This window comes from Arthrobacter sp. Soil736, assembly GCF_001428005.1.
Lineage (GTDB): Bacteria > Actinomycetota > Actinomycetes > Actinomycetales > Micrococcaceae > Arthrobacter.
This window is the reverse complement of record NZ_LMSB01000004.1, coordinates 67,268-91,681: the sequence shown is the minus strand read 5'-3', so window position 1 is coordinate 91,681 and position 24,414 is coordinate 67,268. Positions and strand designations below refer to the sequence as shown.

30 protein-coding genes and 1 pseudogene are annotated in these 24,414 nt (G+C 64.5%); 19 read left to right on the top strand and 12 right to left on the bottom strand.

Annotated features, from left to right (window positions below):
• Nucleotides 1-24: 24 nt before the first annotated feature.
• The 3 genes from ASG92_RS04245 to ASG92_RS29125 form a co-directional block, all read right to left on the bottom strand.
• Entirely contained in the window at nt 25-1,203 is a 1,179-nt protein-coding gene (locus tag ASG92_RS04245; protein WP_157372097.1) for a serine hydrolase domain-containing protein, read from the bottom strand.
• A gap of 200 nt (nt 1,204-1,403) precedes the next feature.
• A complete protein-coding gene (locus tag ASG92_RS04240; RefSeq protein ID WP_056624906.1) occupies nt 1,404-2,651 on the bottom strand; it encodes an NYN domain-containing protein in 1,248 nt (415 codons plus the stop codon).
• Nucleotides 2,652-2,705: 54 nt separating this feature from the next.
• Nucleotides 2,706-2,855, bottom strand: coding sequence for a hypothetical protein (locus ASG92_RS29125; RefSeq protein WP_200951877.1), 150 nt, complete (start codon nt 2,853-2,855; stop codon nt 2,706-2,708).
• Between the two features lie 272 nt (nt 2,856-3,127).
• Here ASG92_RS29125 and ASG92_RS04235 point away from each other — a divergent pair, with 272 nt between their 5' ends.
• The 3 genes from ASG92_RS04235 to ASG92_RS04225 all read left to right on the top strand — a co-directional run bounded on the left by ASG92_RS04235 (nt 3,128) and on the right by ASG92_RS04225 (nt 5,913).
• Nucleotides 3,128-3,598, top strand: coding sequence for a DUF4383 domain-containing protein (locus tag ASG92_RS04235; RefSeq protein ID WP_056624903.1), 471 nt, complete (start codon nt 3,128-3,130; stop codon nt 3,596-3,598).
• A gap of 187 nt (nt 3,599-3,785) precedes the next feature.
• Nucleotides 3,786-5,315: an FAD-dependent oxidoreductase gene (locus ASG92_RS04230; protein ID WP_056624900.1), complete on the top strand. Its 1,530-nt coding sequence runs from the start codon at nt 3,786-3,788 to the stop codon at nt 5,313-5,315.
• 193 nt (nt 5,316-5,508) lie between these two features.
• The gene (locus ASG92_RS04225; protein WP_157372096.1) at nt 5,509-5,913 is read left to right on the top strand and encodes a hypothetical protein; all 405 of its coding nucleotides are present in this window, start codon (nt 5,509-5,511) and stop codon (nt 5,911-5,913) included.
• A 136-nt stretch (nt 5,914-6,049) separates the two neighbouring features.
• Here ASG92_RS04225 and ASG92_RS04220 read toward each other — a convergent pair whose 3' ends face one another.
• The gene (locus ASG92_RS04220) at nt 6,050-6,961 is read right to left on the bottom strand and encodes a LysR family transcriptional regulator (RefSeq protein ID WP_056624893.1); all 912 of its coding nucleotides are present in this window, start codon (nt 6,959-6,961) and stop codon (nt 6,050-6,052) included.
• Between the two features lie 227 nt (nt 6,962-7,188).
• Here ASG92_RS04220 and ASG92_RS04215 point away from each other — a divergent pair, with 227 nt between their 5' ends.
• The 7 genes from ASG92_RS04215 to ASG92_RS04185 all read left to right on the top strand — a co-directional run bounded on the left by ASG92_RS04215 (nt 7,189) and on the right by ASG92_RS04185 (nt 13,051).
• Entirely contained in the window at nt 7,189-7,977 is a 789-nt protein-coding gene (locus ASG92_RS04215) for an amino acid ABC transporter ATP-binding protein (RefSeq protein WP_056624889.1), read from the top strand.
• A 5-nt stretch (nt 7,978-7,982) separates the two neighbouring features.
• The gene (locus ASG92_RS04210; RefSeq protein WP_157372095.1) at nt 7,983-8,618 is read left to right on the top strand and encodes an amino acid ABC transporter permease; all 636 of its coding nucleotides are present in this window, start codon (nt 7,983-7,985) and stop codon (nt 8,616-8,618) included.
• Nucleotides 8,618-9,271, top strand: coding sequence for an amino acid ABC transporter permease (locus ASG92_RS04205; protein ID WP_056624878.1), 654 nt, complete (start codon nt 8,618-8,620; stop codon nt 9,269-9,271). The genes ASG92_RS04210 and ASG92_RS04205 overlap by 1 nt, the downstream gene beginning before the upstream one ends.
• A 38-nt stretch (nt 9,272-9,309) precedes the next feature.
• Nucleotides 9,310-10,176 (top strand): ABC transporter substrate-binding protein, encoded by an 867-nt coding sequence (locus ASG92_RS04200; RefSeq protein WP_056624876.1) that lies wholly within the window; start codon nt 9,310-9,312, stop codon nt 10,174-10,176.
• 75 nt (nt 10,177-10,251) lie between these two features.
• Nucleotides 10,252-10,989 carry an SDR family oxidoreductase gene (locus ASG92_RS04195; protein WP_056624875.1) on the top strand — a complete coding sequence of 246 codons (738 nt, stop codon included), beginning with the start codon at nt 10,252-10,254 and terminating at the stop codon, nt 10,987-10,989.
• Complete coding sequence (locus ASG92_RS04190) at nt 10,986-11,714, top strand: SDR family oxidoreductase (RefSeq protein WP_056624874.1); 729 nt, start codon at nt 10,986-10,988, stop codon at nt 11,712-11,714. Before ASG92_RS04195 ends, ASG92_RS04190 begins: the two co-directional genes overlap by 4 nt.
• 35 nt (nt 11,715-11,749) lie before the next feature.
• On the top strand, nt 11,750-13,051 hold the full coding sequence (locus tag ASG92_RS04185; RefSeq protein ID WP_056624871.1) for an FAD-dependent oxidoreductase: 1,302 nt from the start codon (nt 11,750-11,752) through the stop codon (nt 13,049-13,051).
• Between the two features lie 148 nt (nt 13,052-13,199).
• Here the strand turns inward: ASG92_RS04185 and ASG92_RS28105 are convergent, their stop codons facing one another.
• The 3 genes from ASG92_RS28105 to ASG92_RS04170 all read right to left on the bottom strand — a co-directional run bounded on the left by ASG92_RS28105 (nt 13,200) and on the right by ASG92_RS04170 (nt 15,258).
• A complete protein-coding gene (locus ASG92_RS28105) occupies nt 13,200-13,454 on the bottom strand; it encodes an alpha/beta hydrolase (protein WP_056624868.1) in 255 nt (84 codons plus the stop codon).
• Between the two features lie 65 nt (nt 13,455-13,519).
• A complete protein-coding gene (locus tag ASG92_RS04175) occupies nt 13,520-14,515 on the bottom strand; it encodes an NADP-dependent oxidoreductase (protein WP_056624867.1) in 996 nt (331 codons plus the stop codon).
• Nucleotides 14,512-15,258, bottom strand: coding sequence for an SDR family oxidoreductase (locus tag ASG92_RS04170; protein WP_056624866.1), 747 nt, complete (start codon nt 15,256-15,258; stop codon nt 14,512-14,514). Before ASG92_RS04170 ends, ASG92_RS04175 begins: the two co-directional genes overlap by 4 nt.
• An 86-nt stretch (nt 15,259-15,344) precedes the next feature.
• Between ASG92_RS04170 and ASG92_RS04165 the strand changes: the two genes are divergently transcribed.
• On the top strand, nt 15,345-15,962 hold the full coding sequence (locus ASG92_RS04165; protein WP_056624865.1) for a TetR/AcrR family transcriptional regulator: 618 nt from the start codon (nt 15,345-15,347) through the stop codon (nt 15,960-15,962).
• A gap of 24 nt (nt 15,963-15,986) precedes the next feature.
• Here the strand turns inward: ASG92_RS04165 and ASG92_RS04160 are convergent, their stop codons facing one another.
• Nucleotides 15,987-16,898: an alpha/beta hydrolase gene (locus ASG92_RS04160; protein WP_056624997.1), complete on the bottom strand. Its 912-nt coding sequence runs from the start codon at nt 16,896-16,898 to the stop codon at nt 15,987-15,989.
• Nucleotides 16,899-16,913: 15 nt separating this feature from the next.
• Between ASG92_RS04160 and ASG92_RS29545 the strand changes: the two genes are divergently transcribed.
• A complete protein-coding gene (locus ASG92_RS29545; RefSeq protein ID WP_157372093.1) occupies nt 16,914-17,066 on the top strand; it encodes a hypothetical protein in 153 nt (50 codons plus the stop codon).
• 84 nt (nt 17,067-17,150) lie between these two features.
• Here the strand turns inward: ASG92_RS29545 and ASG92_RS04155 are convergent, their stop codons facing one another.
• A complete protein-coding gene (locus ASG92_RS04155; protein WP_056624863.1) occupies nt 17,151-17,978 on the bottom strand; it encodes an SDR family oxidoreductase in 828 nt (275 codons plus the stop codon).
• Between the two features lie 167 nt (nt 17,979-18,145).
• Here ASG92_RS04155 and ASG92_RS04150 point away from each other — a divergent pair, with 167 nt between their 5' ends.
• The 4 genes and pseudogenes from ASG92_RS04150 (at nt 18,146) to ASG92_RS04135 (ending at nt 21,101) form a co-directional block, all read left to right on the top strand.
• A complete protein-coding gene (locus tag ASG92_RS04150; protein WP_082579292.1) occupies nt 18,146-18,676 on the top strand; it encodes an SDR family oxidoreductase in 531 nt (176 codons plus the stop codon).
• A 72-nt stretch (nt 18,677-18,748) separates the two neighbouring features.
• Entirely contained in the window at nt 18,749-19,786 is a 1,038-nt protein-coding gene (locus tag ASG92_RS04145) for an alcohol dehydrogenase catalytic domain-containing protein (protein ID WP_056624860.1), read from the top strand.
• Between the two features lie 51 nt (nt 19,787-19,837).
• Nucleotides 19,838-20,667 (top strand): annotated as a pseudogene (locus ASG92_RS04140) (oxidoreductase).
• A gap of 35 nt (nt 20,668-20,702) precedes the next feature.
• Nucleotides 20,703-21,101: a cupin domain-containing protein gene (locus ASG92_RS04135; protein WP_056624858.1), complete on the top strand. Its 399-nt coding sequence runs from the start codon at nt 20,703-20,705 to the stop codon at nt 21,099-21,101.
• A 22-nt stretch (nt 21,102-21,123) separates the two neighbouring features.
• On the opposite strand, the gene ASG92_RS04130 is transcribed toward ASG92_RS04135, so the two are convergent.
• A complete protein-coding gene (locus ASG92_RS04130; protein WP_056624855.1) occupies nt 21,124-21,633 on the bottom strand; it encodes a DUF664 domain-containing protein in 510 nt (169 codons plus the stop codon).
• Between the two features lie 191 nt (nt 21,634-21,824).
• Between ASG92_RS04130 and ASG92_RS04125 the strand changes: the two genes are divergently transcribed.
• The 3 genes from ASG92_RS04125 (at nt 21,825) to ASG92_RS04115 (ending at nt 23,622) form a co-directional block, all read left to right on the top strand.
• Nucleotides 21,825-22,289 (top strand): DUF1801 domain-containing protein, encoded by a 465-nt coding sequence (locus ASG92_RS04125; protein ID WP_056624852.1) that lies wholly within the window; start codon nt 21,825-21,827, stop codon nt 22,287-22,289.
• Between the two features lie 75 nt (nt 22,290-22,364).
• Nucleotides 22,365-23,003, top strand: coding sequence for a TetR/AcrR family transcriptional regulator (locus tag ASG92_RS04120; RefSeq protein WP_056624849.1), 639 nt, complete (start codon nt 22,365-22,367; stop codon nt 23,001-23,003).
• A gap of 151 nt (nt 23,004-23,154) precedes the next feature.
• On the top strand, nt 23,155-23,622 hold the full coding sequence (locus ASG92_RS04115) for a carboxymuconolactone decarboxylase family protein (RefSeq protein WP_056624842.1): 468 nt from the start codon (nt 23,155-23,157) through the stop codon (nt 23,620-23,622).
• 75 nt (nt 23,623-23,697) lie between these two features.
• Here ASG92_RS04115 and ASG92_RS04110 read toward each other — a convergent pair whose 3' ends face one another.
• Nucleotides 23,698-24,090, bottom strand: a complete 393-nt coding sequence (locus ASG92_RS04110) for a DUF6221 family protein (protein WP_056624840.1) — start codon at nt 24,088-24,090, stop codon at nt 23,698-23,700.
• 42 nt (nt 24,091-24,132) lie between these two features.
• Nucleotides 24,133-24,396, bottom strand: coding sequence for a hypothetical protein (locus ASG92_RS04105; RefSeq protein ID WP_157372092.1), 264 nt, complete (start codon nt 24,394-24,396; stop codon nt 24,133-24,135).
• Nucleotides 24,397-24,414 lie beyond the last annotated feature (18 nt).

The window sequence follows — 24,414 nt, the reverse complement described above, 5'->3', positions numbered from 1 at the left end:
GACAGCGGGGGAGGGACTCGCAAGCTAACAGGCTTTGTTGAGCGCCTCCAGGGCCACATCCAGCATTTCTTGCACGCGCGGATTGAAGTCCTCCCGTGGCGATCCCGGCGGCAACGCCACGGCCATCGCCACTTGCCGGAAACCGTCAGAACTGGTCAGGGCAACCGTCCCGTATCCCGGAACGTCGCCAACATGACCGAAGTAGAAATCGCCCGTGCACGTATCTTCCCGTTGCTGGAGGCCCAGGCCGTACTCTTCCTCTTTAGTTGCTTGATCCGGGGTGTACATGTCTACCACCGTCTTGACCTTCAGTAGCTTCTCCTGTGCCAGCGCGGCAAAAAATGTGTTGAGCTCAGGGACGGTGGAGATCATCCCGCTGTCGGCGGAACCAACGTGGATTGCCGGAAGCGCCACGTCCACGGGTTTGTTGCCTAGAAGGGCATAACCGTGAATCAGCTTTTGCGGGGCGGGTTCGGCGCCCGTCATGAGAGTGTCCTGCAGCCCCAGAGGCTCCGCAATGTCGGCGTGGAGGACCTCTCCGATTTCCCGTCCGCGCAACCGCTCAATGAGGAGAGCCAACGCCGCGTAGTTTGAGTTCGAGTAGCTGAAGACGGTTCTTGAGCTTTGGTGTTCCCACGGGACGGTCGCGGCAACGGCCAGGCGATCCTTGTGGGTCATGCGCTTGGCCAATACCTCTGGCATGGGTGACGCTGCCAGCAATGCCTCCCAATAGCCGGGCATTCCGGACTGGTGGTTGAGCAGGCTCCGTACGCTGACGGGTTCCGGAAGGCGGATCACTTTCTCGAGTTCCGGCAGATACCGGGTTATTGGGTCGTCCAGCCGGAGCTTTCCTTCTTCGACGAGCTTCATGACCGACACTGCCACCATGGACATCGTGACGTCGCCAATATGGATCTGGTCCGTCAGTTGGACCGGCTCCTGGCTCTCGCGGCTCCGGACACCGGCGGCCGTGGACCATTCTTCGCCCCGCGATTTCATCTGGATGACGACCGCCGGGGCTCCGTCAGCACGCACACGTTCGCTGTAGCGTTCCAGCACGGAGACATATGCCGACGTCGTCGGGGACTGCTGGACAGGCGGATTCGGTGCTGCCGTACAGCCTGCGAGGGAGGGCGCCAATACGGTTGCGGCGGCCAGGGCCGCGATGCGGAGCGACGCGATTCGGGTGGATGCTGTCTGCATTTCATGGCCCTTCAAGGGCCGGTCCGCAAACTGGACTCCCAAGAGACCGCCAACTGCGCCGGCACTCTCGATCTTCCTCAACGCCAGAGCGGGCGTCAAGAAGTTCCCCGCCTCCGACGGCGGCTGGTCGGCACTGTAGGGGAGCGGCACCCAACGCAAGCGGGCGACGGCGGGACGTCCCGCCGTCGTCCGCTTAACCGTCAGGCGTCTAGGAAGCCGCCACTGGCCCAGCGCCGCAACGCCACCTTCTCGGCGTCGTCGAACTCCATGAGAGCCACGCGGCAAAGCTCTTCCACATCCTCAGTCCACGCCGCTGCCAAGCCTTCCGCTGTCGCCGTTTCATTGAGCTGGAAATTGACGTAGCCCAGGCCTTGGATGACAAAGTTCACGGCGCCGCGGGACACGGGCTGACCCGCGGTGACACAGTCGTCCCTGACGAGCCGTGACAGGTCGCTGCGGTTGACCGGCTGCTCATGGAGCCTCGCCGCCATAGCCTGGAACAGCTGGCGGAACTGGGCTTCAGAGAGTGCGGGCACATCGGTCACTCTCGTCACCCGTTCCTCGATTCCGGGCTCAATGTCAGCTTCGGGGGGCAGGTCGTCACTCGAGAACCTCTTCGTATCCCAGACCCAGCCGCCGCGCGAAGCCGTGTATTCGACGCCCTGGCTGATCTGTGCCACCCATGTCCCGAATTTTCCAAAGCCGCCCCAGTCCGTCTTCAGGGAGGGGTCCGCCGTGAGTGCCCGGTGGGCCACCATCGCCCCGGCAACCGGGCCCGGTGCCGTGCGAACGAAGTCGCAGACCTCCTGGACCGCAGCGGAAACGGTCCTGGCCTTGGCCTTCGGCTTTGCCTTCGTTGCCTCCTGCGCTCGTTGTGGCTGAACAGAAGCCACCGCATGGATTGGCTCCCCCGTCGTTCCGTTGAGGATCGCCACAAAGTCGTGGGACTCCACCACGCTGTCCGCCATCTCGCGGTAAGCGAAGGCCACAGCGCCGGCGGCGATGACCGTGGTCATCTTGTCGGCGGCCCGGAAACGCTGGATGAGCGACGTGAAGTCTGCATCGGCGGAGGCGATGAAGAACTCATCAATGTCGCCGCTCCCAGTCAGCGCGTCCATCGCGTCCAACACGAGGTTGATGTCTGTGCTGCTTTTTCCCCGCTGCGTCAGCGACGGACAGTCGATCACACGAAAACCCGCACGAGTCCAGTAAGTCCGGTACTTCGAGTACACCACCGGGTTCAGGTAGCAGTTTCGGATCAGGAAGCGGCGGGAGTTCTCGCCGGAGCTGCCGGCCGCCAACGCATCCGCCCAGTGTTTGGGGTCTTCCGCGAACCGCTTCGCCGCCAGTGGGTCCAATGCCATCAGGCCCGTATAAACGTTGTCGAAGTCGACAAACATGGCCGCCCGGATGCCGGGCCGCCGGGAGGGAAACTGCGCCTCTTTCATTGATTCAGTGTGCCAGCAATCCTCCGCTTGATGTTCGTTTCCTCCAAGCCTGCATCAGAGAGCAGGCTCGCTCGTCCCGCTGATTGAAAAGCCACCGTCCCCATCGCCGTCATCACGCGAGATATAGACGGTGAAGTCCGCAAGCGACATAAAGCAGTAAAAGTCGCTGTAGCGGTACTTCGATTTCTCTGCTTTCGTTGCCATTTCTTTTGACCTCGCTTCACAGTCCGTTGGTTTCGCTGCCTGTTGGGACAATGATCCGTTTTCCCGATCAAGGTTTGCGGCAGCTAGCTACAACGTTCAGTCAAGACTTGGGAAGATTTTGCGCAGAACACACTGTAAATGCGCTGCGCTGTTTTCCCTGCACACGCGCGGTTTTCAGGAGTAGGATGTGCGCGTCGGCAGGATTCCTGCGACTCCTCGCCGCGGCCGGTTCTCCATCTGAAGAGCCGGCAGTTAGCGTGAAAGGGAGACTAATGACTACCGCTTCACACCCCGCCCACCACCACATTATGGGGTTGTCCCTGCACAACACCGCCTTGGGTATCGGTGCGGTTTTCCTGCTGGTTGGAGTTCTCGGGTTCATCCCGGGAATCACCACGAATTACGGTGCCATGAACTTTGCCGGACATGAGTCCGGGGCCATGCTGCTTGGAGTCTTCCAGGTGTCCGTGCTGCACAACATCGTCCATTTGCTGTTCGGCGCGGCCGGCATTGCAATGGCCAGGACAGACCGGATGGCCCGCTGGTTCCTGCTTGGCGGCGGCATTGTGTATTTGCTTCTTTGGATCTACGGCCTGGTTATTGACATGAACACGGGCGCCAACTTTGTCCCGTTTAACTCTGCCGACAACTGGCTGCATCTGGTCCTCGGCGTCGGCATGATCGGTTTGGGCCTCTGGCTCGGCAGGGATGCGATGGAGAAGATGAAGGGAAGCGCCACATAGCGCGACCCACGGTTCGTGGAAAACCGACGACGGCGGCCGTCCCCCGGGCGGAAAATCTGTTCTCGGGACGGTCGACGTCATCATCAGAAGCGCGATCCTGACCTGGATCCCTTTCGGGCTTCGCGCTTGTATACGGGCGTGGCCTGTTCGCTGCCATCACCGTTGTGAGTGATCCGGAGGTGTCGAGGTGAATGCCGCATCGAACAGTGAACGGCCCGAAGGTGAACCCGTCTCCCTCTGGCTCGCCACCGCCGGAACCACGGATTACCCCGCCTTGCGCGGGGATACGGAGGTCGACGTGGTGGTCATCGGGGCCGGCATCGCCGGGCTGACCGCCGCGTTGGCGCTCAAACGCGCCGGTCACACCGTCGCGGTCATCGAGGCCGCCCGTGTCGGAACCGGCGTCACCGGCCACACCACAGGCAAGGTCACCTCCCTGCACCGTCTCGCCTACAACGGACTTGTACGCAGCCACGGCGCCGACACCGCCCGCATCTACGGACAGGCGAACGAGGCCGCGATCGACCACGTCGCGCACGTTGTGGCCGAGGAGGGCATCGACTGCGACTTCCGACGCGTCGTCAACTACACCTACGCCGAATCCGCTGACGCGCTTGAACTCGTCCGCGCTGAAGCCGTCCTTGCCGCACGGCTCGGCCTTCCCGCCACTTTCACCCCTGAGGTACCGCTGCCCTTCCCGGTCAAGGGCGCGGTCCGGTTCGACGGGCAGGCGCAAATCCATGCCGTGAAATACCTCCAGGGTCTCGCCCGTGCGGTTAACGGTGAGGGCAGCTTCGTCTTCGAGGGGACGCGTGCGCAGCGAGTCCGCGACGGCTCCCCGGGCGTGGTCGATACCGAACGCGGCACCGTCCGCGCCCGTGACATTATCGTCGCCACGAACGTGCCGTTCGGCGGCCAGGGCCTGTTCGACGTGCGGTGTCATCCGCATCGGTCCTACCTCGTCGCCGGACGGGTGGACACGCCGCCGCTGGACGCCACGTTCATCAGCGCCGACGAACCGCTGCGCTCCATTCTGACCGTCAGCGTCGGCGGCACGAGTTACGTGCTCATCGGCGGCGAAGGCCATCGCGTGTCCGAGGCCGGCGACACGGCCGGGCGGTACCGCAGACTCGCCGCCTTCGCCCACGACCGCCTCGGCGTCGGCGAGGTCGCCTACCGCTGGTCAACGCAGGACGGCATCCCGCTCGACGGGCTGCCCTACGCCGGACTCATGTCCCCCACCGCCAAGCACGTGTACGTGATCACCGGCCTGCGCAAATGGGGCCTGTCGAACGGAACCGCCGCCGCCCTCATTCTCACCGACACGCTCAGCGGCCGGGAGAACCGCTGGGCCGCGGTGTTCAACAGCAACCGGATCACCCCGGTAGCCAGCGCGAGACGGTTCGTGAGGGAGAACTTCAAGACCATGGCGGCTGTCCTGACCGGCAAGCTCAGCGGCCGACCCGGCCATGCGGCCCTGGCCCCGGGACAGGGAACAGTCATCAAAGTCAAGGGCGAGAGCACCGCCGTCTACAAAGACGCAGACGGGCAGGTCCACGCCGTCTCCGCGATCTGCACCCATTTGGGCTGCACCGTCGGCTTCAACCACTCCGACGCGACCTGGGACTGCCCCTGCCACGGCTCCCGATACGCCACCGACGGCACCGTCGTCCAAGGACCCGCCACCAAAAACCTCCCGCCCGGACCGCAGCCCTGACCACCGCCGGCTGCTGCCCGCGTCCGTGTCATGGCAACCCATGACACGGGTGCTTTCACCCAGGTGACGAGCATGAAATCGGGTACCGAACAGACGTCGACGTCGAGAGGTGTCCGCCCTACGATTGGAGCGTCACGCCAGTTGACGTGGCGTTCGTTCCGGTCCATGCACCGATCCAATTGGCAAGGAGATCATGATGCTCGGCGAACAAATCGGGGAACTCAACGGACAAACCATTAGCACGCGGGTTCTGGAAGACATTGGTCGCGGCCCGCGCACCGAAGTGACCGACCATCAGGTCGGCACGCTCTGCGGTGCCCAAGTTGACGTCACGGTCACCTACGTCGGCACGATTCGTCCCGGCGGCACGGTCGCCGGCAACGGAAACGGTTTTGTCGTCACCGCAAGCGGGCAGACTGCGACCTTCACCGGCCATGGTGTCGGTAGTTTCACAGGTCCCGGTCAACTCACCTGGCGGGGTGCATTGTTCTACGAAACCACGTCAGACGAGTTGAGTAGCCTCAACGGGATCGCAGTCCTGTTCGAGTACCAGGTGGCCGACGGCAAGTCCGAAGGCCGCCTGTTCGAGTGGAAGTAGCGCTGCACCAACGTCAACGGCGCAATCCTTGCGTCCGACGGCGACTGGTCCGCGCTGTAGGGGAGCCGGTACCCAGCGCAAGCGTGCGACGGCGGGACCTCCCGCCGTCGTCCGGGGGACTCCGACGGCGGTCAGGTCACGTCGGCTGGTACTGCCGGTGGAGCATTCGCATGTGCTCTTCGGCGAGTTTGATCATGGCCTGAGTGGCCGGCGAGAGGCTTGCGGGATCGCGGCTGATGATGGCGAATGTTTCGATGAGCGGCGGATCCAGGCTCACGTAATTGAGGCGGTTGGTGTAGCCGAGGGCTTCCGCCACCGGGACGGAGGCCACGGCAGCCGCGGTGCCGCTGGCGGCGATGGCGAGTGCTGCCGCCCCCGTCTCGACTTCGATGTCCGGAATGAAGGGCATGCCGATAGTTTGGGCGCGTTCGCTCAGCTGGCGCCTGGTGGGGTCGTTCTGTGCCCAGCCTGAATCCGGCAGGACCAGCGGCCGCTGCAGCAGTCCTTCGATGGTGACCGGTTCGGTCAATGCGGGCTTGGTGTGGAAGTAGGCAGCCTCGCAGGACCAAAGGACATCGCCCATGGTGAGCCCGCGGGCGTCAATCGGCAAAGCTACGACGCCCGCTTCAAGGCGGCCTGCGCGCACAAGGTCGGCGACTTGGGCGGAATTCGATCCGATGACGCGGACATGGATATTCGGGTAAAGGGAGCGGAACGCGGGGATGAGGCCGGAAAGCACGTATTGCCCGCTGTTGAACATCCCGAACGCCACGGTTCCTTCCTGCCGGTCCCGGATGCCTGAGACGGAGTCCATGGCTGCCGTGTAGTCGCGTGCAACCTTTCGGGCGTGAGGCAGGAACCGCTGGCCCGCCTCCGTCAGCGTCAGTCCCTGCTTGGCCCTGGTAAACAGTGCGACGCCGACACTTTGCTCAAGTTTGCGTATCTGCTCCGAGAGCGTCGGCTGTGAAATTCCCAGTTCATCGGCCGCCTGCGTGAGCGACCCTGCCGCCGCGGCCGCCAGGAAGTAGTTGACCTGAAGGATCGTCATAGGTCCATAGCCTTTCTCCATCTTGATGGCCCAGCTTATAGGCGGACGCTTGGCTAGCATAGCCATTGCCTATGTTTCAAGGCCATTACGCCAACAATTGTTGTATTTCCGGTGCGAAAAACTTTCCGCCTTCTTCATGAAAAGTCTTGTTATCCCAAGGTGATCCTGCTTACATCTTCTTATTCCCAAGCTTTTACCTATGGATCGACCCGAGAGGAGCAAATGCCATGGAGATCGCAACAGAGCGCGCCGCATCGCCGCCGACTGTGGGCGGGGTGAAGGTCCTCGGCCTGCACAAGTCCTACGGCAAGCACGCAGTTCTTCATGATGTGAATCTTGATATGGCCGAGGGGGAGGTGGTCTCGATCATCGGCCCCTCGGGTGCGGGCAAGAGCACCTTTTTGCGGTGCCTGAACTACCTCGAGGTGCCCACCGCCGGGACCATCACCATCGGTGACACCACGGTTGACGCGGGCGCGCGGCGTCCCGATCGTGCCAGCCTCGACCGTCTCCGGCGGGTGACGGGCATGGTTTTCCAGAACTTCAACCTGTTCCCTCATCTGACGGTGCTGGAAAACATCACCCTTCCCCAGATGAAGGTTCTTGGCCGGAGCCGGGAGGAGGCGAACGCCGTCGCGGATTCCCTGCTCAACCGGGTTGGACTCGCAGCCAAAAGCGACCAGCACCCCTCCCGGCTCTCCGGTGGTCAGCAGCAGCGCATCGCGATCGCCCGGGCGCTGGCACTGTCGCCGAAAGTGATGCTTTTCGACGAGCCGACGTCGGCCCTTGATCCCGAGCTCGGCCTCGAAGTGCTCGCAGTCATGCGCGACCTCGCGGACGAGGGAATGACCATGATCGTGGTGACCCACGAAATGCACTTCGCCCGCGACGTGTCCGACCGCGTCATGGTGATGGCAGACGGGCGGGTCCTCGAACTGGGCCCCAGCGAACAAGTCATGACCGCACCGACACACGAACGCACGAAGAAGTTCCTGCGGGCGGTGCTGGACAGGTGACGAACATGTTCGCCCAAATTGCCGCGGGAGTCGGGATGACCGTGTCTATCACCGGGGCCTCCCTGCTGATCGGCGCCTTGCTGGGGCTCCCGCTCGTGGCCGCCCGCCGCTCGGCATGGACTCCGCTGCGGACGCTGGCAACTGCCTACATCGACATTGTCCGGACCATCCCGCCCATCACCTGGCTGTTCCTGATCTACTTTGGCCTGCCGCAGTACGCCCTGCGGCTGGACTCTGTTTCAGCGTCCATCATCGGCTTTTCCATGATCGCCTCCGCTTACATGGCAGAGACATACCGCTCGGGTTTGCTCAGCATCCCGCAGGGACAGTGGGAAGCAGCGACCGCGCTGGGCATGAAGTTCCTGCCCAAAACCCGGTACATCATCACCCCGCAGGCGTTCAAAGTAACACTGCCGGCCATCGCCGCCTACGCCATCTCGCTCCTGAAGGACTCAGCGCTCGCCTCCACCATCGGCGTCCACGAAATCACCTACCAGGCAGGCCTCGTGTCCCGGGCAACACACCAGGGCCTCCTGGCCTTCAGTATCGCCGGGCTCCTTTACATCGCCATGAGCATCCCGCTCGCGCTGGCCGCCCGCCGGGTGGACCGCGTGCTCCGCCAGAAGCTTGAGGTGGCCTGATGCCCTTCCTCGACCAATGGATCAGCTGGCTGCCCGCGCTGTCCCCAGGCCTTGGCGTCAGCCTCACCCTGACCGGACTCTGCCTGCTCTTTGGAATGCCGTTCGGCCTATTGCTGGCCCTCATCCTTGAAGGCCCGGTCAAGCCGCTGCGCATAGCAGCCCTCGTTGTGGTGGAGGTGGGCCGCGGCGCTCCGGCGCTGGTACTCCTCTACCTGCTGTACTTCGGGCTTCCGGAAGGCGGAGTGACACTGTCTGCTTTTGCCACCGGCGTCATCTCACTGTCCTGGACCACCGGAGCCTACGCCAGCGAACTGTTCCGCTCCGGCCTCGCCGCAGTCCCGGCCGGCCAGCGCGAAGCCGCTGTCACGTCGGGGCTGCGCGGATGGTCCGGGTTCCGGTACATCATCCTTCCCCAGGCCATCCGCATCTCCACCCCGCCCCTGGCCAGCCTCGGCGTCACCATCTTCCAAACAAGCTCCCTGGCCTTCGTGATAGCTGTCCCGGAACTGATGTCCAAGGCCTACGCGCTCGGTTCCATCACCTTCGAATACCTCAGCGTGTTCGCACTGACGTCGGTGCTCTACGGATCAATCACCCTCGTCGCACTGGCTTTCGTCCGCCTCGCTGAGCAACGCCTCAGCCGGCACCTCTGAGCAAACACAACACCCCAACCCAGCAAAAGGACCAAACCATGAAACCCAACAGCGCATGGATCCGCCGCGGCGCACCCGTCAGCGCCGCTGCCGCCGGCCTCGCTCTCGTCCTTTCCGGCTGCAGCACCACCGCGGGCGCCGCCGTGGACCCCTCCTGCACGCCGAAGCACGAGTTTTCGACAATCACCAGCGGCACCCTTACCGTCGCCGCCTATGACTTCGCCCCGCACTTGAAGATCGAGGGAAACCAAATCTCCGGAGTTGAAGGCGAGCTTCTCAACGAGATCGCCAAGCGGGAGTGCCTGACCGTAACCCTCGAGGCCTCAGGCGGAGCAGGTGCCGCGATCCCGTCCGTCCAAGCCGGACGGGCCGACCTCGCAGCGAGTGACTGGTGGCGGACCAAGGCCCGCGCCAAGGTCGTCGCACTCAGCAACCCCGTCTACCTAGACCAAGGGGCACTCGTCTCGGTGGCCGGCTACAAGACCATCGCCGACCTAGACGGCAAGAAAATCGGTTCCGTGGCAGGCAACCTCTGGAACGACGAGTTTTCCCAGGTCTTCGGGGACAAGTTTTCCGTCTACCAGGATCCCGAAGCCGCCTTCAACGACCTGGCCGCCGGCCGCATCGATGCGGTCATCGACAGCGTGGGCGCCACGACCGCACGGTTCGAGTCCACGCCTATCAAGGACGCCCAGATCGTACCTCTCCAGCCGGATGCCAGAATTCCCGTCACCGCACACCCGGGACAGCTGAACTGGCCAACCAAGCTCGACAACACCGCCCTCACCAAAGCCATCAACGACAACATCGAGGACCTCCGCAAGGACGGAACAATCGCGGACCTGCTCAAGAAATACGGCATGGACGCCAGCGCAGCTGACGTCGGCGAACCCGGCATGCTTTAGCTCCAACGCGGCCCCGGTAAGCGCCGGCGCGCGGTAACAAAACCACACATCACCAAACCTGGAGGAACACCTGACATGCCTGAGCTGACTGAACGCGTTGCACTCGTCACCGGAGGCGCACGGGGCCAAGGCGCAGCCCACGCCGAAGCGCTGGCCGCCGCAGGAATGCGCGTCGTGATTGCCGACGTCCGTGACGAGGAGGGCGAAAAGACCGCCGCCGAACTGAGCAACAAAGGGCTGTCCGTGCGCTACATCCACCTCGACGTCACCGACGAGGCAGCATGGTCAAACGCCATCGCTGACATTGAAAAGCACGACGGCGGACTCGACACCCTGGTCAACAACGCCGGAATCATTCGGGTCACGCCGCTGAACGATCTGACCATCGCCGAGTGGGAGCTGCTCCAAAAAGTCAATGCGACATCCGTACTGCTCGGCATGAAAGCTGCGTTCCCGGCCCTGGCCCGACGCAGCGGCGGCACCATCATAAACATCGCCTCCACCGCAGCGCACCGGGGAGCCGAAGCCTACGGCGCCTACTCAGCCTCGAAAGCAGCCGTCCTCGCCCTCACCCGGGCTGCAGCCCTCGAGTACGCACCGCACAACATCCGCGTCAACTCCATCAGCCCCGGCGGAGTCGACACACCGATGAACGACGACGAGCCGGCGGGCGGCACCTCTTCCGGCACGCCTCTGGGCCGGCGCGCCCGACCCGACGAAATCTCACCGCTGGTGGTCTACCTCGCCACTGACGCCTCCTCTTTCGCCACCGGCGCCGACTTCCTCATTGACGGCGGGGTGACGATCAGATGACGCAGTCGCAGATTACGGAGTCAGGTGTTGCGCTGGTCACCGGTGCAGGATCCGGCATGGGCCGAAGCACGGCACAAGCCTTCCTCGACCGCGGATGGACGGTCCTCGCCCTGGACGTGGCTGCGGTGGACACGGCCGGCACCGACGGCAAGCTCATCCCGATCACGGCCGACGTCAGGGACCGTGACGCTCTCGACACCGCCCTCGCACAACACCTGCCCGGCATCGGCAGTCACATACATGCTGTGGCCAACGTCGCCGGAATCTACCCGCCCTCCACCCTGGAAACAGCGACGGCCGAGCTGTTCCACCGCGTCTTCGACATCAATGTTCTCGGCGTCATCAACGTCACGGCCGCCGCCCTGCCCTACATGGCTGACCGCTCCGCCGTCGTGAACTTCGCGTCGGTTGATGGCTTCACAGTGTCACCGGGCCAGCTCATCTACGGGGCGTCCAAAGCGGCAGTCATCATGCTCACCAAAGCCACCGCACTCGAGCTGGCCCCACGTGGGATCCGCGTCAACGCCATCGCACCGGGCTGGGTCGACACGCCGGGCAACGCCGCGACCGGCCGGATGGACGCCGCAGCAGCGATCATCCCCCTCGGACGCGTCGCGCAGCCGTCCGAGATCGCCGAGTGGGCGTGGATCCTCAGCGGCTCCGGCGCCGCGGGATTCATGACCGGGGAAACCATCACGCTGTCCGGCGGCGACATCATCCGCTAGGCACTCCACTTATCCACGTAAGGAACAAGACGACCATGACACGCTACTGCGTTATCGGCGCCGGCGCGGCCGGCATTTCCGCCCTCGAGCAGCTCCGCAAGCCCGGCCACGAGGTTGACTGCTACGAAAAGACGGACAGGGTCGGCGGCCACTGGCACACCGATTACGACGCCCTTCACCTCATTACCGCGCGGGACATGACCCACTTTGAGGATTTCCCGATGCCGGCGGACTATCCCCACTTCCCCCGGCGTGACCAGGTCCGCACCTATTTGGAGTCCTACGCACGGGCCAACGGCCACTACGACGTCATCCGCTTCAACACGGCAGTCGTTTCCGTCGTGCCCATCGACACAACCGGGTCGACCGGATCGGCCGGCTGGACCGTCACCCTGGACACCGGGGAAAGCATCGACTACGACGGCGTTCTGGTCGCCAACGGCCATCTATGGGACCAAAAGATCCCACAATTCCCGGGAACCTTCACGGGGAAGCAGATCCATTCGGGCTCCTACCGCAACGTCGGCGACATCGAGGGCCGGAACGTCCTGGTCGTCGGCGCCGGAAACTCCGGCTGCGACCTGGCCGTCGACGTCGCACAGCACCGGCTGGAAGCTGACATCGTGATCCGCGAAGGCACGTACTTCCAACCCAAGACCTACTTCGGCAAGCCGCGCCAGCAAGTCGAGTTCCTGGCCCAGTTCTCAGCCGACGAACAGGACCTGATCAGCAGGCTGCTTGCCCGTGTCTCGATCGGCGAATGGCATAACTACCCCGGCATGCCCGAGCCCAAGCACCGCACCCTGGCGCAGGGCAGCACGGTGGTCAATGACCTGCTGCTGTACTGGGTTCATCATGGCCGCATCCGTGTGGTCCCGGGCATCGTGCGCTTCGATGGCAGGACGGTTCATTTCACCGACGGGACGAGCCGCGAATACGACACGATCCTGTGGGCGACCGGCTTCCACGCCAGCCTGCCTTTCGTGGATGAGTCTCTCCTCACGCGCCGGCGCGGCGTACCGCTGCGCTACGCAGGAGGCATCGTTCCCGCAGGCCTGGAAAAGCTGTATCTGATTGGAATGAGCGCCCCGCGCGGGCCGCAGATTCCCATTTACGGGGTGCAGACGAAGATCGCCGTTCGCATGATCGCCCTGCACGAGGCGGCCGGCGAGGGTGGCGCCGGAATTCAGACCTATCTGTCCGCCCTTCAGGAACCGGACGACAGGATCGACATCGTCCGCGTCGTTTGGGAGGAACAACTGGCTGACACCCGCCGGCTCCTTGACGCCTACCCCCAGGCGCAGCAGCTCAAGCATCTGGCAAAGACCGGTGCCTGATGCGCCCGGAAATTGAATGCGACGAGAACTGTCCTTTCTGTTCGGGGCCCGAAACGGACTGAGATTCTCCGCACCGGCACCCAACGCAAGCGGCCGACGGCGGGATGTCCCGCCGTCGGCCGCTGGATGAGGGACGGCTGCGCTGAGACTATCGGTCCAGGAATTCGAGCGCACGTGTGATGAAGCTGTGGTGGTGCTGGAAGATGGCGCGGTGGCCGGCATCTGGATAGATGATGAGCTCGCTGCCGGAGATGCGCCTGGCAAGGTCCTCCGTCTTGACCGTCGGGACCATCCGGTCGTTGTCGCCGTTCACGGCCAGAACCGGTTGGCGAATGACCGCCAGGTCGTCGGGTTTCTGCAGTCCCCAGCGGTGGATCGCCTTTCTGCTGGGTGCGATAACCACGGAACGTAATCGTACGATCACGGCGGTAGTCGAAGGTGATCACTCGGCGCTTCGAAGCAATGCCATCATTCGTTGTAGATGACGACTTTTCCGCGGCCACCGCCGGCTCCCGCGGCGGATACCGCCTGGGGTGTCTGGTCGAACGGGAAGACCTGTCCGACCGCCGGGCGTATCGCGCCGGTATCCACCAGTGCCGAGATTTTCTGCAGCTGGCCACCGTCCGCCCGCATGAACAGAAACTCGTAGCTCACGTTCCGACGGCGGGCTTTGCGGCGAACGCGGCTGCTCAGCACGGTCATGGCAAGCCGCAGCGGTGCACCCGCGCCGAGTTCTTTGGCAAACCGCGGGTCCGGCGGGCCTGCGATGCCGATCACCTTGCCACCCGGCTTGAGGACTCGGAGGGACTTCTCCAGGTTCTCGCCGCCGACGCTGTCCAACACGAGGTCATAGTCGCGCAGGACGTCCTCGAAGTCTTGGCTCCGGTAATCGATGACGAGATCCGCTCCCAGTTCACGAACCCAGTCCGCGTTCGATGCGCTGGCCGTGGTGGCGACGAAGGCACCCAAGTGCTTCGCCAGCTGGATCGCGATCGAGCCCACCCCTCCGGCGCCCGCGTGGATCAGCACCTTCTGTCCGGGCGCAACGTTGCCGCGTTCCACGAGGGCCTGCCACGCCGTCAGAGCGACCAGCGGCAACGAACCGGCCTCCCGCATGCTGATTGACGCGGGCTTGAGAGCCAGGTCGTCCTCGTGCACCGAGATGCGCTCAGCGAAGGTCCCAATCCGATTCTTGGACGGACGGGCATACACCTCATCCCCAGGCTGGAAGTTTCGAACCTTTGCTCCGACGGCGGTGACAACGCCGGCCAGGTCGTGGCCGAGGATCAGCGGCATTTGGTAAGGCAAGATTTGCCGGAACTCGCCCAGGCGGATCTTCTCATCGAGCTGGTTGACGCCCGCAGCCTTGACCTCCACCAGCACGTCATGGGCTCCGACGGCCGGTTCGGGCACCTCGGCCTGGCGCAGCGGACCTTTGTAGTGGTCGATGACAAACGCCTTCACTTGTCTGCCTTCACGTTTACTTGGATTTCGGCTGACACGGGACCGAGAAGCTCCGGGTAGAGCGAGGGGACCGGGGCGCTGAGGGCGGCCTTGACGGACGCGGTCAGCTCGTCAGCGATCACCTCGTAATCGCCCGCTTCGACGGCGTCGAAGGTGAGGCGCACGAGGTCGGCGGGCTGCATTTTCGGCCCTGTGGCGTGCGCCGCCATTGCCGTGTCGACATAGCCCACGTGCACGCCGACCACGTGGGTGCCTTCGGGTGCGAGCTCGAGGCGGAGGGAGTTCGTGGCCGACCACAGTGCGGCCTTCGCGGCACTGTATGCGCCGCCGAAGGCATACCAGCTCGCGACCGAGTGCATGTCCACGATCACTGATTCCGGATGAGACGTCAGCACTGGCGCGAACGCTTTGGCGAGAAGCACGGGGCCGAAGAAATTCGTCTCCATCGTCTCGCGAATCTGCGCACCGGAAAGGTTCAGAATGGAGTCGCCGGCAATGAACATGCCGGCGTTGTTGATGAGTACCGTGACATCCCGTGCGGCCAGGGCGGCCGCAGCGGGGGATGCTGGGCTGTTGATATCGAGCTTCAACGGCACGACGCGGTCGTCATCCCAGGCTTTCGGGATTCGCGCCGTCGCGTACACCTTCGCGGCGCCTCTGGCGAGGGCCTGATGTACGAACTCGGTGCCGATTCCGCCGTTGGCGCCGGTAACGAGCACAACGGCTCCGTTCAGTGATGGCATTGGATCCTCCTGTAGAAATGTTCTGACTATACTCATAACCGAGTACGCTCAAAATTATTCCCGCGAGGATTGTGGATAATCGACTCATGCCTGCTGAATCTCGAACCCCCGGCCGTCGCGAGCGCAACAAACAGGAGAAGCTCGATCGGATCACGTCCGCGGCCCGCGAGCTCTTCAGCGAGTACGGCGTCGACGAGGTCACGACACAGCAGATCGCCGACAAAGCCGATGTGGGCACAGGAACGCTCTTCTTCTATGCGAAGACGAAGGCGGAGCTCCTCCTCCTGGTGCATAACGTCAAGTACGCCGAAGCCATTGACAGTGGTGTCACAGCTGCCGGTGCGACAGCAGGCATCCTGGACGCCGTCATGGCGATCGTGCAGCCGATCGTCGCTTGCAATCGCGTACAGATCGAGAATGGCCGCACCTATCTTCGAGAGCTCGTGTTCGGCGATCCCGACGAACACCATCACAAGGTCGGGCTCGAACTGACCGGGCGGGTAGACGATGCCATCGCCGCGATCCTGAGCAGGGATGGCGACAGGAACGAACAGGATGCGGCGCAGCTGGCGAGGATCATCTCGGCAATCATGTTCATCAACATGACGGCCACGGTTTTCATGAGTCTTAGCGACGACTCGGTCATCGGGAACATCCGCGACCAGGTACGGACACTTCTGGGCGCTCATCGCGTAGGAGTGTGAGCTGTTCAGCTCCGGGCGGACGCCTCATGGACACCGCATGTCATCGAGGAGCCGTTGCACCTGCTCCGGCCGCTCAATATTGGCGAAGTGGCCGCAACGCGGAATCGTCACCATCTCGGCGTGCGGGACTATTTCGGCCAACCTGACCAGGTCGGACGGAGGCGTGAACACATCGCTGTCCCCGCGGATCGCCAGCACCGGGCAGAGCACGCTGCGCCACTGGCCAAAATCGTAGTGCGCCGCGGCCCGGGCAGCCGCGGAGAAGCTGGCCGGCCGGGCGTCGTCGCCGAGCCCGCGGATCACCCCCGCGGATATCGTTGCGGGATCTGCGAAGAACGGGGACATCAGCGGTCCCATCACGGGGGTGGTCGCGATTGAACGGATCAGAGCCGAGCCCGCCGGACCGAGGGCCGCCATGGAACGCATGACCAGCAGCATCCCGGCAAACGCTGGGAACCCAAACAAGCTGCGCAGTGGCCGCCGGGCCGCCTCGGACACGCCGAATGTGGTGGCTGAAATGGTGGCTACGCTGGCGGTCCGTTCCGGCCACGCCGCGGCAAGGTGCAATGCCAGGAAGCCTCCCATTGAGTGGCCGACGAGGTTCCACCGCCAGTAGCCGAGCGAGTTCAGCACTTCGGTGACAGCGCGCCCCATCGCCTCGATGCTGAAATGTTCCAGCAGGGCACCCTTCGTGGATTCACCCCAGCCCGGTAGATCTATCAGCACCCGATCATGGCCCGGAGCCCCGGAAAGCAGCGCCCGGAAGGTAGTCCAAGATCCCGCGGCGCCGTGAAGGTAGACATCCGGTGTACTGGACTCGGGACGCCGGTCTCCGGTGCCCTGCTGGACACGCACCGTGCAGGGGCCCAGCTCCGGGGGAATGATCTGCCGCCGCAGCGTGGCCGCCGTGGGGGCGGGTTCCTGCTGAACACTCATGGTCACCTTCTGCTCGTGGTCTCTGAAACTGATTCGGAGCCGCAGGTGTGCCGGACCGGACTTGCAGGCTTCGGCCACCGAAGAGACCGTGGCCGCCGTCGTCGCTGCGCCGGCGGACGGGTCAACGGCGCCCTTCTGGCGTCCGACGGCGACTGGTCGGCGCTGTAGGGGAGCGGCACCAAACGCAAGCGGACGACGGCGGGACGTCCCGCCGTCGTCCGCTCTGGGTTCCGGGCCGGTGTGATTAGTCGATCACTGCGGGGCGAGTTCGCCGTAGAAGTAGGATGCTGTGACGCCGCCGTCCATGAGGAAGTCGCTGCCGGTGATGAACGCGCCGTCCTGGCCCATGAGGAGCGCGCCCACGGTGCCGACCTCGTCCGGAGTGCCGCCCCGTCCTGCCGGCGACAGCTCGATCATGCGCCGGTATCCCTCGCCGCGGGGGCCGGTGAGCTCATCTTTGGCGAGCGGCGTGAAAATGATGCCGGGGCTGATGGTGTTGATCCGCGCGCCGCGTTTGCCCCAACGAACGGCCTCGGCCATCACGCGGAGCGAGTTACCGCGCTTGGCCAGCTGGTAGGCGTGGAGGGAGTCTGTGACCTGGTCGGGCTGAAGCATGGGGAGCGCCAACAGCTCGTCGGCCGGCGTCGTCGCGAGGGCGGTATTTTCCCCGGTAGTCAGGGCACCCAAGCGGTGCCCTGACTGCGAGGCGATGACCACGCCGGCACCGCCGCGGGCGATGACGTTCCCGAATTCCTCGAGCAGCACGGCAGTCCCGTACAGGTCCACAGCCAGGATGGTTTCCGGCGACGCCTGGCTGGGTGAGACACCTGCGGCGTGGATGACACCCGTGACGTCGCCCAATGCCGTGGCCGCCTCGACCAGGGCGTGAACGGACTGGCGCGAGGACACGTCGACGGTCATTGTGCTGACCTCGAAACCGGCGTTGCCCAACACCTCGGCCGCCGCGTCGGCGTTGCCCTGGTTCAGGTCCGCCAACACAACCCGCTTGCCCGCGCTGACGCGCCGGGCGATTGCCTGACCGATCGATCCGGCTCCGATGACAACAATGACGTCGCTCATGATGATCTCCTGTTCTCCGGTTCTCCACCCTAGGAGCCTTCAACCATGGGCGGGAGGCACTGGGAGTACCTGTATCAACAGCCCCTCCCAAACGGGGATCGACTGCTGTTGTATGGAGAGGAACCCTGGCCTCCGGCCGCAAGACCCCCAACACTCAAGGAGCAACAGTGGCCACTCGCCCCAGCACCGTGCTGGTTGTCGGTGCGACCGGCAGCGTCGGCCGGCTCGTCGTCGAGGTAGCGATCCGGCAGGGGCACACCACCCGTGCCCTGGTGCGCCACCTCGACAAGGCCCGGCGGCTGCCGAAGGAAGCGGAAGCCGTCGTCGGGGACGTCACCCGGCCCGAGACGCTGACCGGCGCAGTGGAGGGGATCGACGCCGTCGTGTTCACCCTCGGCTCCGACGGCGCCGGCAAGGTCGGTGCCGAGACTGTCGACTACGGCGGGGTGCGCAACGTCCTAACTGCCCTGGGCAAACGGACAGCACGGGTAGCGCTGATGACCTCCATCGGGGTCACCAACCGCACCGGAGCCTACAACCGGTCCACCGAGGCCCACGACTGGAAGCGCCGTTCCGAACGGCTCGTCCGCGCCAGCGGCCTGCCGTACACGGTCGTGCGGCCCGGCTGGTTCGACTACAACGGGCCGGACGGCGAGCCGCAACACGTGCGTGAGGAGCTGCATGCCATCACCCGCTAACGCCCGGCCCCCTGGCGGCGCAACGCGGCCCGCCTCCAAGCTCCGATTCCGGAGAAGTGAAAGGAAAGAACAATGCGAGCAACCATCATGTATGGCGCCGGCGACGTGCGCGTGGAGAACGTGCCGGACCCGGTCATCCAGGATCCGACCGACGCGCTCGTGCGGATCGTCAACTCATGCATCTGCGGATCCGACCTGCACCCGTACCACGGCATGCCTGCTTCCCGGCAGGGCAGCCCGATGGGGCACGAGTTCATCGGCGTCGTCGAGGAGACGGGCAAGGACGTGTCGACCCTGAAGAAGGGCGACTTCGTCATCGCCCCGTTCGCCTGGTCCGACGGGACCTGCGACTTCTGCCGCGAGGGCCTGCAGACCTCCTGCCGCCACGGCGGGTTCTGGGCCTCCGGCGGAATCGGCGGCGCACAGGCCGAAGCCGTCCGCGTCCCGTTCGCTGACGGCACCCTGGTCAAGGCTCCGGTCGCTGAGGACTCGCCGCTGCTGCCGTCACTGCTGACCCTCTCGGACGTGTACGGCACCGGCTACCACGCCGCAGTCAAGGCAGGCGTCAATGAGCGGACAACGGTGACGGTCATTGGGGATGGCGCCGTGGGCCTGATGGCGGTGCTGTCGGCCAAGCAATTGGGTGCCGAGCAGATCATTCTGATGGGCCGGCACAAGGCCCGCACCGACCTGGGCATCGAATACGGCGCCACCGACGTCGTCGCCGAGCGCGGCGAGGCCGGGATCCAGAGGGTCCGTGAGCTCGCGGGCGGCGACGGCACCCACACGGTGCTGGAGTGCGTTGGGCACCGGCCGGCGTATGACCAGGCTCTCGGCGTCATCCGCCCCGGCGGCGTCATCAGCCGCGTCGGCGTGCCGCAGTACGAGGACGCCCCGATCGGCTTCGGCAGCATGTTCGGCCCGAACATCACCCTCACCGGCGGCCCCGCCCCCGTCCGTGCCTACATCGAGACGTTACTGCCCGGCGTCCTCGACGGCACCGTGAACCCCGGCAAGGTCTTCGACCGCACCATCAGCCTGGACGAAGTGCCCGACGGGTACCGCGCCATGGATTCCCGCGAGGCCCTTAAGGTCCTGGTCCGCCCGTAGCGCACGCCGCCCCGACAGACTCTGGCATTCCCCACGAAAGGAAGACCCTTCATGGCCACATGGCTCATCACAGGATGCTCGACCGGACTCGGCCGCGCCCTCGCCCAAGCCGTGCTCGCCCACGGCCACAACGCCGTCGTCACAGCACGAAACGTCACCACGGTGCAGGACATCGCGGCCGCTTTCCCCGACACGGCACTTGCCCTGCCCCTCGACGTCGCCGACCGGGCGCAGATCAGCTCGGCGGTGCAGCAGGCCCGGACGCGCTTCGGCGGCATCGACGTGCTCGTCAACAATGCCGGCTACGGCTACCGGGCGGCGGTTGAGGAAGCGGACGACGCCGACGTTCGGCAGCTGTTCGACACTAACATTTTCGGCGCCGTCGACATGATTAAAGCAGTCCTCCCGGACATGCGCGCGAACAGGGCAGGGTCCATCCTGAACATCTCCTCCATTGGGGCGCGCATCTCACCGGCCGGATCCGGATACTACTCGGCAACAAAGGCGGCCCTTGAGGGCCTGTCCGGATCCCTCCACAAGGAACTGCAGCCGCTCGGCATCAACGTCACCGTCGTCGAGCCGGGCGCGTTCCGCACCGACTTCGCCGGCCGTTCACTCACCCAGTCTGCGACGGCGATCGAGGACTACGCGGAGACGGCCGGGAAACGGCGCAAGGAGAAGGACACGATCCACGGCACCCAGCCAGGCGACCCGGCAAAGGCCGCAGAAGCCATCCTGACTATCGTCGAAAGTGAGACCCGCCGTCTCTGCTGGTGCTCGGCAAAGATGCGTACGACGCATTTGCTGCCGTCGCCCAGGCAGAGCGCACGGACCTGGACCAATGGCGGGACCTCAGCCTCAGCACGGGCATCGAAGGCTGAGTTACAGCCGCCGCCCACAACTAAAAGGAGAAATTTTGGAAATCCAGCCCAAGAAGCCCAGCGTCAAAGGACCCGCAGAAATGTTCACGGGGGATGTGTTCTTCGACGTCATAGCCGCCCCGCAGCCCGAACCGTCGCGAATGCGCGTGAACTCGGTCCACTTCGCCCCCTGTGCACGGACGGCCTGGCACTCGCACGCCGTCGGCCAGACCCTGCACGTCACCGAAGGCGTGGGGCTGGTCCAGTCCCGGGGCGGGGAAATCCTCGTGATGAAGGCCGGCGACACCGTCTACACGCCGCCGGGCGAGTGGCACTGGCACGGCGCCGCACCCGACCATTTCATGACCCATCTGGCCATGTGGGAAGCCCCTGCCGAAGGCCCCGAATCCGAGTGGGGCGACTTGGTCACGGACGAGGAATACGGCATCAAATAGAAGACGCCTGCTCGCCTGTCCCCTAACCGTGCGAGGGGTGCAAGCCCTTTGCGTAGGCTGCCTGGCCCACGTGCTGCAGGCAGTCGGCAATAGTGCTGACCAGCCGCACGCCGAGGGTGACGGGCGGGTCCCAGCGTCTGTCGACGATGCGGTCGAAGTCCCCGTCGCCGAGAGTTTTCACAAACTCCACGGTCTGCCGGTGAACGGCCTCGTAGTATTCGAGCAGCAGCTCCGGCGGGGCCTTCACCGCGTCTACTTGCTCGGTCGAATGGCCGTAGCCGGTGTCGCGCTCGGGCAGCGGCAGCGCGAAGCGGCCGGCAAACTCCTGCGCCGTCCAGACCTGCTGCAGGCCGGCGGCGGATGCCACCTGCGCGTCCTCAACCCGGCTGAGGTGCCAGATCAGCCACGCAATCGAGTTCCCGGTGCCCGCCGGCCGGCGGACCAGGGTCTCGCCGTCGACCCCTTCAAGAACGGCGGCAACGGTCTCACGGATCCGGCCGAAGCAGTCCAGCAGCAGTTCGTTGGATTTCATGGAGTCCCTCACTGTGCATTTTCTGGTGAGCCTCATGCTTGCATGCCACCCGCGACTCTGGATAGGGGCGGGGCCGCCCGGGGAGACCGAGACACGAAAGGTGGTCAATTTGCTTCTGAAGAAGCCGCCCCGGTGGCCGCTTCCTGACAGTAGGGTGGTTCCCATCGGACCGCGCAGAAGGGAAACCCGCAATGAAGGACACGGACAAGTCCGCCACGGGCGCAAAGACGTATGACGGATTCACGGACGAGGAACGGGCCGCGATGAAGGAACGCGGGCAGGAGCTCAAGGCGGCCACGCGCCGCTCCTCGAACGGTTCCAAGGCGGACGGGGAAAGCGACGTGCTCGAGAAGATCGCCGAAATGCCGGAACCGGATCGCGCCATCGCCGAGCGACTCCATGCCATCATCAGGGCCAGCGCACCGGAACTCACGCCGAAAACCTGGTACGGGATGCCCGCGTACGCGAAGGACGGCAAGGTGGTCTGCTTCTTCCAAAGCTCGCACAAGTTCAAGACACGGTATGCAACGTTCGGCTTCAATGACGTGGCGGACCTCGACGACGGCACCATGTGGCCGACCTCTTTCGCTCTGACGACGCTGACCGCCGCCGACGAGGAAAGGATCAGCGAGCTCGTGAAGAAGGCCGTCTGCTGAGGACTGGGCGCAAGAGTCAGGACCAAACCGGTGACAGCCAGGCCGGATGCCGGCGATCGAAGGTCAGGTCTTCGCGTGGCGCTGCGTAGCGCGGCTGATCCCGCGCATCCATTGACTGCTTCGCACGAGGCTGGGTTGCGGCTGCGGGTGCTCAAGGCTGCCAGTGTCCTCGTTGACCGTCTGACGTATGACGCCGTCACGATAGATGCTGTTGCCCGGGCATCGGGGGTGAGCAAGTCAACCCTCTACCGTTATTGGCCATCGCGTCAGCTGCTGGTGCTCGAGGCCTTCACGTACAAGACGAATTTGCTGACGAGCGTTGATGACACCGGTGATGTTGCCCGGGACCTGCATGCGTACCTTGTCGCTTTGACGTACTGTCTGAAGGTGGGCGGGGCGGCGTCGACGGTCGCCAATCTGTTGGCTGAGGCGATCCGCAGCGAGGAGTTTGCGGTCCAGTTCCGGCAGACGCTGCTGCGCGAGCGCCGGCAGGGATTTCTTGAAATCCTGCTCCGGGGCCAGCGCCGCGGGCAGATCCGCGACGATGTGGACCTCGTTATGGTGATCGACGCTGTGTACGGGGCGATCCATCACCGGTTGATCGCAACCGGACAGGACATTGACGGCGCGTTTCTGCGGCATCTGACCCATTTCGCCATTGACGGGGCAGCAAGCCCCTCCTACTTGGAGAGCTACCGGGCGGCGCGGAAATAGGCGCTCCGGCGCACTTGACGGCCATGGGGTGGGACGTTCAGTGCCATTTCGTCCCATTCCTTCGTCCGGTCAACGGCCCTGGAGGGATGGTGGAACCAGCGCAGGAACAAGCGCTGAGTGACCACCAGCAAACCAGGAGGACGAGCACGCAATGACCACCACATCAAAGACCCTGCGGACGAACGTTGGAAGCAAGCACCCGGAGCTCTACAGGGCACTGACGGCGGTGGCGGTGCAAACGGATAAGACAGCGCTCGCAGAAGGACTGTCACCACTTCTCATCGAACTGGTAAAGATCCGTGCTTCCCAGATCAACGGGTGTGCGTTCTGCCTACGGCTCCATACCAAGGACTCGCTGGCGAAGGGCGAGAGTCCCGAGCGGCTGAGCGTGCTGCCTGCTTGGCGGGAAAGCATGTACTTCGACGAGCAAGAACGTTCGGCGCTCGCCCTGGCCGAGTACATCACCACCATTCAGGATTCCCACATCAACACCGGAGTGTACGAGTCAGCGGTCGCCCATCTGACCCCCGGTCAGGTGTCCGCCGTGACGTGGTTGACGATGGCGATCAACACCTATAACCGCATCGCGATCAGCGGCGCCTACACAGTCGCCCCCTGAACCGCGGCGCATAAACGAGGGCGGGGCCCGGAGCCCGGCTCAGTCAGTTGCTGCCCGGGCGCTGCCTCAGCCGTCTCAGAGGTCGATGGCCCAGCCGTCCTGGTAGTCATGGTGGTCTCTGTAGGGGGCTGCCATACACATGAGGACGTATTCGCTGGTGCCGTCGACTTCGCTGGGGATGTCGGTGACGAGCGGGACGTTGGCCAGCATCTGTCGCTTGGCGGCGCATTCAGCGAGGATGCGGCCGGGGTTGAACCGTGCGATGTACACCCGGTCCTCGGCTTTGCATTCGAGGTAGCAGGGTGCGTGGTCGGCGCGGGCGTCGAGGACGGTTCGTTCGTTGGCGGAGTAGAGGGCCGCGGTGTCGCTCCCGGGTTCACCGAACCATTCCCAGGGCGCGGGTGATGCGGCCAGCGCGATGGCTTCGTCTTCGGCGATTCGGGCTTCGAGGAAGGCGATGATGTCCATCCCTTAATCCTGCCACCATGCGGGCACCATTTCTCAGCACCATCAGGCGCGTGCGAGGGCCAGGCGTTCCGCTGCCTGGGCGATGAGGGCGGTTGCTGCGATTGGGGACGATTGGAAGAGGCATTCCCCTCGGGCGTTGTGGAGGGCTGGCCACAGGCTTGCCGCCCAGGCGATTTGCCGCTCGTCGTCGGTGAACGTCCGGTCGCGGGCCAGTTCGTAGGCGCGGATACATGATGCGGAGTTGCGGATCGGTGCGAGGGCGGGGGTACGGGTGCTTGCAAAGGCTGGGACCAGCGACTGATCCATCCGGTCAACAGGAGCGTT

What these genes read in the sequence shown, in the direction of transcription:
- ASG92_RS04170 (WP_056624866.1), bottom strand. Translation starts at nt 15,258, where the DNA reads ATGCCATCACTGAACGGAGCCGTTGTGCTCGTTACCGGCGCCAACGGC.
- ASG92_RS04160 (WP_056624997.1), bottom strand. Translation starts at nt 16,898, where the DNA reads ATGAGTGTTCAGCAGGAACCCGCCCCCACGGCGGCCACGCTGCGGCGG.
- ASG92_RS04220 (WP_056624893.1), bottom strand. Translation starts at nt 6,961, where the DNA reads ATGACGATCCTTCAGGTCAACTACTTCCTGGCGGCCGCGGCGGCAGGG.
- ASG92_RS04210 (WP_157372095.1), top strand. Translation starts at nt 7,983, where the DNA reads ATGTTCGCCCAAATTGCCGCGGGAGTCGGGATGACCGTGTCTATCACC.
- ASG92_RS04215 (WP_056624889.1), top strand. Translation starts at nt 7,189, where the DNA reads ATGGAGATCGCAACAGAGCGCGCCGCATCGCCGCCGACTGTGGGCGGG.
- ASG92_RS04165 (WP_056624865.1), top strand. Translation starts at nt 15,345, where the DNA reads ATGCCTGCTGAATCTCGAACCCCCGGCCGTCGCGAGCGCAACAAACAG.
- ASG92_RS04195 (WP_056624875.1), top strand. Translation starts at nt 10,252, where the DNA reads ATGCCTGAGCTGACTGAACGCGTTGCACTCGTCACCGGAGGCGCACGG.
- ASG92_RS04240 (WP_056624906.1), bottom strand. Translation starts at nt 2,651, where the DNA reads ATGAAAGAGGCGCAGTTTCCCTCCCGGCGGCCCGGCATCCGGGCGGCC.
- ASG92_RS04245 (WP_157372097.1), bottom strand. Translation starts at nt 1,203, where the DNA reads ATGCAGACAGCATCCACCCGAATCGCGTCGCTCCGCATCGCGGCCCTG.
- ASG92_RS04125 (WP_056624852.1), top strand. Translation starts at nt 21,825, where the DNA reads ATGAAGGACACGGACAAGTCCGCCACGGGCGCAAAGACGTATGACGGA.
- ASG92_RS04225 (WP_157372096.1), top strand. Translation starts at nt 5,509, where the DNA reads ATGATGCTCGGCGAACAAATCGGGGAACTCAACGGACAAACCATTAGC.
- ASG92_RS29125 (WP_200951877.1), bottom strand. Translation starts at nt 2,855, where the DNA reads ATGGCAACGAAAGCAGAGAAATCGAAGTACCGCTACAGCGACTTTTAC.
- ASG92_RS04145 (WP_056624860.1), top strand. Translation starts at nt 18,749, where the DNA reads ATGCGAGCAACCATCATGTATGGCGCCGGCGACGTGCGCGTGGAGAAC.
- ASG92_RS04185 (WP_056624871.1), top strand. Translation starts at nt 11,750, where the DNA reads ATGACACGCTACTGCGTTATCGGCGCCGGCGCGGCCGGCATTTCCGCC.
- ASG92_RS04110 (WP_056624840.1), bottom strand. Translation starts at nt 24,090, where the DNA reads ATGGACATCATCGCCTTCCTCGAAGCCCGAATCGCCGAAGACGAAGCC.
- ASG92_RS04200 (WP_056624876.1), top strand. Translation starts at nt 9,310, where the DNA reads ATGAAACCCAACAGCGCATGGATCCGCCGCGGCGCACCCGTCAGCGCC.
- ASG92_RS04190 (WP_056624874.1), top strand. Translation starts at nt 10,986, where the DNA reads ATGACGCAGTCGCAGATTACGGAGTCAGGTGTTGCGCTGGTCACCGGT.
- ASG92_RS04130 (WP_056624855.1), bottom strand. Translation starts at nt 21,633, where the DNA reads ATGAAATCCAACGAACTGCTGCTGGACTGCTTCGGCCGGATCCGTGAG.
- ASG92_RS04235 (WP_056624903.1), top strand. Translation starts at nt 3,128, where the DNA reads ATGACTACCGCTTCACACCCCGCCCACCACCACATTATGGGGTTGTCC.
- ASG92_RS04205 (WP_056624878.1), top strand. Translation starts at nt 8,618, where the DNA reads ATGCCCTTCCTCGACCAATGGATCAGCTGGCTGCCCGCGCTGTCCCCA.
- ASG92_RS04155 (WP_056624863.1), bottom strand. Translation starts at nt 17,978, where the DNA reads ATGAGCGACGTCATTGTTGTCATCGGAGCCGGATCGATCGGTCAGGCA.
- ASG92_RS04115 (WP_056624842.1), top strand. Translation starts at nt 23,155, where the DNA reads ATGACCACCACATCAAAGACCCTGCGGACGAACGTTGGAAGCAAGCAC.
- ASG92_RS04105 (WP_157372092.1), bottom strand. Translation starts at nt 24,396, where the DNA reads ATGGATCAGTCGCTGGTCCCAGCCTTTGCAAGCACCCGTACCCCCGCC.